This window comes from Streptomyces sp. NPDC031426, from assembly GCF_055581585.1.
Genome location: NZ_JBVIJE010000005.1, coordinates 480,982 through 487,456 on the forward strand (window position 1 = coordinate 480,982; position 6,475 = coordinate 487,456).

Annotated in this window: 5 protein-coding genes and 1 pseudogene; 5 read left to right on the plus strand and 1 reads right to left on the minus strand. The window is 73.7% G+C overall.

Annotation, left to right across the window (positions count from 1 at the left end; translation table 11 throughout):
• Positions 1-33 precede the first annotated feature (33 nt).
• On the minus strand, positions 34-228 hold the full coding sequence (locus ACZ5NH_RS13005) for a hypothetical protein (RefSeq protein WP_055706964.1): 195 nt from the start codon (positions 226-228) through the stop codon (positions 34-36).
• 318 nt (positions 229-546) lie between these two features.
• Between ACZ5NH_RS13005 and ACZ5NH_RS13010 the strand changes: the two genes are divergently transcribed.
• The 5 genes and pseudogenes from ACZ5NH_RS13010 to ACZ5NH_RS13030 form a co-directional block, all read left to right on the plus strand.
• Positions 547-939: an ankyrin repeat domain-containing protein gene (locus ACZ5NH_RS13010; protein WP_388626034.1), complete on the plus strand. Its 393-nt coding sequence runs from the start codon at positions 547-549 to the stop codon at positions 937-939.
• Positions 940-1,240: 301 nt separating this feature from the next.
• The gene (locus ACZ5NH_RS13015) at positions 1,241-2,659 is read left to right on the plus strand and encodes a HEAT repeat domain-containing protein (protein ID WP_468774849.1); all 1,419 of its coding nucleotides are present in this window, start codon (positions 1,241-1,243) and stop codon (positions 2,657-2,659) included.
• 183 nt (positions 2,660-2,842) lie between these two features.
• The gene (locus ACZ5NH_RS13020; RefSeq protein ID WP_468774851.1) at positions 2,843-3,970 is read left to right on the plus strand and encodes a glycosyltransferase family 4 protein; all 1,128 of its coding nucleotides are present in this window, start codon (positions 2,843-2,845) and stop codon (positions 3,968-3,970) included.
• On the plus strand, positions 3,967-5,142 hold the full coding sequence (locus ACZ5NH_RS13025) for a glycosyltransferase (RefSeq protein ID WP_468774853.1): 1,176 nt from the start codon (positions 3,967-3,969) through the stop codon (positions 5,140-5,142). Before ACZ5NH_RS13020 ends, ACZ5NH_RS13025 begins: the two co-directional genes overlap by 4 nt.
• Positions 5,139-5,978 (plus strand): annotated as a pseudogene (locus ACZ5NH_RS13030) (SGNH/GDSL hydrolase family protein); the annotation flags it as partial. The gene ACZ5NH_RS13025 and the pseudogene ACZ5NH_RS13030, both read left to right, overlap by 4 nt.
• Between the last annotated feature and the right edge of the window lie 497 nt (positions 5,979-6,475).

The following is a 6,475-nucleotide window of genomic DNA, read 5'->3' on the forward strand; positions in this document are numbered from 1 at the left end:
TCCTGACGGTGCGTGCGGGCGGGACGGGCGGGGTCAGAACTTGATGCCGCCGAGGAGGCTCGCCAGGCTCTCTCCGCCGGCCTTGATGCTCGGGGCGATGCCCGTGTTGGCGAGGTAGAAGCCGAACAGGGCCGATGTGCATGCGTGCGAGCCCTTGAGGCCGTCCTTGCGGAAGAAGAGGAAGACGACGACGCCGAGCAGCATGACGCCTGAGATGGAGAGGATCATTGCGGGCCTCCTGGTGTCATTGGGTGGGGGGCGGTCACCATGAGTTCTTCCAGGATCACAGGATGTATCCATACGATTAAAGGTGCAACTGAGTGAAATTCAGTGGATTTCACCCACTTGGCACAGTGGTCACGTCCGGCCCGGCTGAGCTGGGTGGTTGCCCCCGACGGGGGCTGTCGGTGATCTTTACCTCGGGCACATCGGGTCATGTGCCGCGCCAGCCAGTACGCTGGCGATTCACTCGTACGGCCGCGTTCCGCTCTCGCTGCCGTACGCTCCCTGAAGTCCCCGAAGTTCGCAGGAGAGGCGGTCCGGCCGATGAGTGAAGCCCCCGACCCCGAGGTCGTGGAGCTGGCGACCAAGATCTTCGATCTGGCCCGGCAGGGGCGGACCGAGGCGCTCGTGGCCTACGTGGACGCCGGCGTTCCGGCCAACCTCACCAACGACCGTGGCGACTCCCTGGTGATGCTCGCCGCCTACCACGGGCACGCCGACGCGGTACGCGCCCTGCTCGCCCGGGGCGCCGCCGCGGACCAGATCAACGACCGAGGCCAGACCCCGCTCGCGGGTGCCGTCTTCAAGGGTGAGACGGACGTGATCAAGGCGCTCCTGGAGGGTGGGGCCGACCCGGCCGCGGGGACCCCGTCGGCCGTCGACACCGCCCGGATGTTCGGCAAGGCGGAACTCCTGGAGCTGTTCGGCGCGCACTGACGCGCATGTCCTGACCAGGTACGACACGAAAAACGGGGGAGGCGGTAAGAGGCCGCCGGAAATACGGTCGCGGCAGCACAAACCGCCGGGTCATCATGACGACGTGATTCACGGACGCGATGGCTGGGCAGGTGATGCCGCACCGCGCGGACCGTGATGCGGTCCGCATGGGCCACCGACGAGAGGCAGAGAGAAATGGTCTTCGGCAAGCAAGAGACGGCGGGCGCTCCGACGTTGTGTCACGCGGCCAAGTAGTGCGTGTTCTCCGGTTGCGTCGACGCTTGATGTGAGGCTGTTTCCCATGTTCGATCCGGTCATAGCGCCCAGCGGTACGCTGCTCGGCCTGCTCCAGCGGGGCCGCGGCGACGGCACGCTGCACGCGCTCACCGCCCCGCGCGCCGAAGCCCTCGCGGCCCTGGACCACTGTGTACTGCGCGATCCCCGCCACGACTGGCAGGTGGAGAACCGCTCGCTCTACTACGCCCGTCTCTACCTCGACCTGAACGGCGAGCTGGACGCGATCGAGGCGCACCTCTTCGACCCCGAGGACGTCCTCGACACCGACGAGTCGCGCACCGGCCTCGCCCTGGCCGTGCTCGGGCACCTCGCCTCCTACGGCAGGCGGGACGCCCTCGGGCTGCTGCGCAGGTACGCCGCCCACGGCTCCAACTGGGCCTGGGCCCTGGACGAGCTGGCCCTCAGGGACGACGACGCGGGCCTGCGCGCCCTTGCCGCGCCCGTTCTGGCCCGCTTCGGCACCGACCCCGAGGGCGAGGCCGAGCTCGCCGCCGCCGTACGCGACGCCTTCGAGCCGCGGCCCTGGCGGCTGTGGGCCGAGGATCCGCGCGAATCGATCGCCACACGCGTGCGTGCCGCCCAGGAGACCGGCTGTTTCGACCGCTGGCAGCGGCAGATGCGGCCCACCGGCCCGCGGCCCGGATGGAGCGTGCGCGCCGTCTTCGAATGGGCCCAGCAGGGCATGGACCGCGGCGCTGCCCTCCATGTGCCGGCCGCCCGCTGTCTGGTCGCCGTGGCCGGCCCCGAGGACCGGCCGGAGATCGTCCAGGCCGCCCGCACCGGCATCGACGGGGCCCGTTGCACCGCGCTGCGCTATCTCGCCGACAGCAACGACCCCGAGGCCCTCGATCTGATCGAGGCCGCCGTCGCCGACGGCACGTCCGTCGTCGTGGAGGCCGCCGCCGACGCCTTCGAACGGATGCGCAGTGTCGCCGCCGTCGACCGCGCCCGCCGCTGGGCCCAGCGCCCCGACGTGCTCGGCGCCGCGGCCGGACGCATGCTCGCCTGCCGCGGCGGCGTCCAGGACCGCGACCTCGTCCTCGGCGCCCTCCGCGAGGCCGTGCGGGGCGAGGGCCCCGACGCGCCCACACTCTGGACCCTCGTCGACGGCACCGGACGCCTCGGCATCGCCTGCGCCGCCCCCGTACTGCGCCACATCTACCGTGAGACGGCCTCCTCCCATCTGCGCGGCCGTGCCGCCCGCGCCCTGGCCGCCACCGACCCCTCCTTCGCCACCGGCTTCGCCGTCGAATGCCTGTGGGACTGCGAGGAGACCACCCGCGAACTCGCCGCCCGGCACGCCGAGACCGGTGACGCCCGGGTCGTCGAGCGCCTGCGCCGCCTGGCCGCCGACCCGGCCGAGGAGGCGGAAGTGCAGACGGCGGTACGCAGCCGCTTCGGACCCGACGCGGCCCTCGGCTGACCCCACGCACACACGGCCCGGGCCGACGACCGCCCGCCGTGTGAACACCGGGTGTCCCGCAGGTCAGGCGGTCATGACGGCCGTCTGACCTGCCTGGGTGCGCAGCCCAACGCTCACAGGACGTTCCCCGGGCGGAAAGATCGAAGTCGACGCGGCCACGCCCCGCGCGGCGACAACACCCGTATGCGTGTCGTCATCGTGACCGAATCCTTTCCCCCCGATGTGAACGGCGTGGCCCACTGCGCGCTCCAGACCGCCCGGCACCTCGTAGATCGCGGTCACCATCCGCTCGTCGTCGCCCCCGCCCCCGCTCCGGGCAGCGGACCGGACACGGACGCCACGTGCCCGGTCGTCCGGATCCCCTCCCTCCCGCTCCCCGGCTATCCCCAGGTCCGCGTCGCCCTCCCCAGCCGGCGGCTCGCCGCCGCGCTCGTCGGACACCGGCCTGACGTCGTACATCTCGCCAGCCCCTTCGTCCTCGGCGTGCGCGGCATGGCCGCCGCCGCCAGACTCGGCATCCCCGCCGTCGCCGTCTACCAGACCGACCTCGCCGGCTACGCCCGCACCTACATGGGTGCCGGCGAGGCGGCCGCCTGGCGGCGGATCCGCTCCGTGCACGCCGCCGCCGACCGCACCCTCGCCCCCTCCAGCGCCGCCCTCGGTGACCTGGAGGCGCACGGGGTACCCCGGGTCCGGCTGTGGCCGCGCGGGGTGGACACCGTACGTTTCCGGCCAGATCTGCGTGACGAGGCGCTGCGCCGCGAACTCGCGCCGAACGGCGAGTTGATCGTCGGCTACGTCGGCCGGCTCGCTCCCGAGAAGCACGTCGAACTCCTCGCCGGCGCCTGCGGCCTGGACGGCGTCAAGGTCGTGGTCGTCGGTGACGGGCCCAGCCACGCCCACCTCACCGAGGCCCTGCCCGGCGCCGTCTTCCTCGGCCGCCGCACCGGCGACGACCTCGCGCGGATCTTCGCCTCGCTGGACGTGTTCGCGCACACCGGCCCCTTCGAGACGTTCTGCCAGACCGTCCAGGAGGCCATGGCCAGCGGGGTCCCGGTCGTCGCACCCGCCGCCGGCGGCCCGCTCGACCTGGTCGCCCACGGCCGCACCGGATACCTGGTCCCGCCGCGCGAGGTCACAGCCGTGACGGAGGCCGTCCGCGAACTGGCCGTCGACCAGGCGCGGCGGACCGCGTTCGGCGCCGCCGCCCGCACCATGGTCGAGGGCCGCACCTGGGCCGCCGTCGGCGACCAGCTGATCGCCCACTACGACGACGTGCTCGCGGCACGGAAGACGGCGGTGGCGGCATGACCGGCCAGCCCCTGCGCATCGTCCGGCTCGCCAACTTCGTCGCCCCGGCCTCCGGCGGCCTGCGCACCGCGCTGCGCGAGCTGGGCAAGGGCTTCCGGGCGGCCGGACACGAACCCGTCCTGATCGTGCCCGGCGAGCGGCACACCGACCGCGACACCGAGCAGGGCCGGGTCATCACCCTGCCCGGCCCGCTGCTGCCCGGCACCGGCGGCTACCGCGTCCTCACCGACAAGCGGCGCGTCGCCGCCCTCCTGGAGGAGCTGGCCCCGGACCGCCTGGAGGTCTCCGACCGCACGACCCTGCGCTGGACCGGCCGCTGGGCCCGCCGCGCGCGCGTGCCCGCCGTGATGGTCTCCCACGAGACCGCCGACGGCGTGCTGCGCACCTGGGGCCTGCCCGAGCACCTCTCCCACCGGGCCGCCGACGCCCTGAACACCCGTACCGCGCACGTCTACTCGCGGGTGGTGTGCACCACGGAGTTCGCCGAGCGCGAGTTCGTGCGCATAGGCGCGCGCAACGTCGTACGCGCCCCCCTGGGCGTCGACCTGACGGAACGCCACCCCGCCCTGCGCGACCCGGGCCTGCGCACCCTGCACGCGCGCGGGGACGAGGCGCTGCTCGTGATGTGCTCCCGGCTGTCCGTCGAGAAGCGCCCCGGCACCGCGCTGGACGCCCTGGAGGGGCTGATACGGCGCGGGCGCCGGGCGGTGCTCGTGGTGGCCGGGGACGGGCCGCTCAGGGCCCGGCTGGAGCAGCGCGCGCGGGAGCACGGGCTGCCCGTGACCTTCCTCGGGCACGTCTCCGACCGGGCCGTGCTCGGCGCCCTCCAGGCGACCGCGGACATCGCCCTCGCGCCCGGGCCCGCCGAGACCTTCGGGCTCGCCGCCCTGGAGGCCATGGCGTGCGGCACGCCCGTCGTGGCGAGCGCGTCCTCCGCGCTGCCCGAGGTCATCGGCACCGCCGGGGCGACCGCGGCCGACCGCGGCGAGGCGTTCGCGGACGCCGTCGAACTGCTGCTGGACCGTGGCGAGCGCGCCCGGCGGGACGCGGCACGGGCGCGTGCGGAGTGCTTCGGCTGGGGTACGGCCGTGGAGGCGTTCCTGGCCGCGCACGACGCGGAAGTGCTCCGCCCGACCGGCGTCCATCGCACCGTGCCGGAGGGCGTGGCATGAGCTCCGTCCGCTTCGTCGCCCTCGGGGACTCGCTCACCGAGGGCGTGGGCGACCCCGTCGGGGACGGCTGGCGGGGCTGGGCCGCGCTCCTGGCCCCCGCCCTCGCCGAGACCGCCGACGCCGTGGAGTTCACCAACCTCGCGGTCAGCGGCGCGCAGACCCGTGACGTGCTGGAGCGGCAGACGCCTGCCGCCCTCGAACGCCGTCCCGACGTGGTGTCGGTGGTGATCGGCGTCAACGACACGCTGCGCCATACCTTCGACATCCAGGCGGTGGCCGCCCACCTCGACGCGGTCTACGCGGCCTTCACGCGCGAGGGCGCCACCGTACTCACCGCCTGCCTGCCCGACCCCGGCGCGATGCTGGGCCTGCCGAGCGCATTGGCGCGTCCGCTGGCCCGCCGGCAACGGGCCGTCAACACGATCGTCCACGCGCTGTCCGAGCGCTACGGAGCGGTCCACCTGCATGCCGCGGACGGTGCCTGGATCACCGACCGGACCCTGTGGAGCGCCGACCGGCTGCACCCGGGCGAGCGCGGGCACCGGCAGCTCGCCGTCCGCTTCCACGCCCTGCTCACCGAGGCGGGCCGTGCGACGGGACAGCCGCCGTCCCCCGAACCGGAGTTCCCCGCCCCGACCCGGGCGGCGAGCCTGCTGTGGCTGGCCACGGCCGGCACCGCCTGGGTGGCCCGGCGCTGCAAGGACCTGCTGCCCCAGCTGCTGCGCCTGGCCGCCGACGAACTGCACCACCGGGCCCGGGGCACCAGTGCCAGACTCGACCTGAGCGCCGCGGCGGCGGTGTCCGCGGCCCTGGCCGCGTTGGGCCCTGGCCAGGACGCCGAGGCTCAGCGGCGCCCTGCGGACACCAAGGCGACACCAGGCGTACCGAGTCCGGCGCAAAGGGCCGCCGGCGCCGACACGGCCCTCGCGGCGACGCTCACCGGTGCGGCCCGTGCCGCGACGCTCACCGGTGTGGCCGGTGAGGTGGGTTCGTCGGTGGTTCGTGTGGCGGGTGAGGTGGGTCCTTCCGTGGTCGGTGCGGTCGGTGAGGTGGGTCCGTCGGTGGTCCGTGTGACCGGTGAGGTGGGTCCTTCCATGGCCCACGCGGTCGGTGAGGTGAGTCCTTCCATGGTCAGCGCGGTCGGCGAGGTGAGTCCGTCGATGGTCCGTGTGGCCGGTGAGGTGGGTCCTTCCATGGCCAACGCGGTCGGCGAGGTGAGTCCTTCCATGGTCAGCGTGGTCGGTGAGGTGGGTCCGTCGGTGGTCCGTGTGACCGGTGAGGTGGGTCCTTCCATGGCCCACGCGGTCGGTGAGGTGAGTCCTTCCATGGTCAG

Coding starts and splice junctions, on each gene's coding strand:
- ACZ5NH_RS13005 (WP_055706964.1), bottom strand. CDS start 228: ATGATCCTCTCCATCTCAGGCGTCATGCTGCTCGGCGTCGTCGTCTTC.
- ACZ5NH_RS13010 (WP_388626034.1), top strand. CDS start 547: ATGAGTGAAGCCCCCGACCCCGAGGTCGTGGAGCTGGCGACCAAGATC.
- ACZ5NH_RS13015 (WP_468774849.1), top strand. CDS start 1,241: ATGTTCGATCCGGTCATAGCGCCCAGCGGTACGCTGCTCGGCCTGCTC.
- ACZ5NH_RS13020 (WP_468774851.1), top strand. CDS start 2,843: ATGCGTGTCGTCATCGTGACCGAATCCTTTCCCCCCGATGTGAACGGC.
- ACZ5NH_RS13025 (WP_468774853.1), top strand. CDS start 3,967: ATGACCGGCCAGCCCCTGCGCATCGTCCGGCTCGCCAACTTCGTCGCC.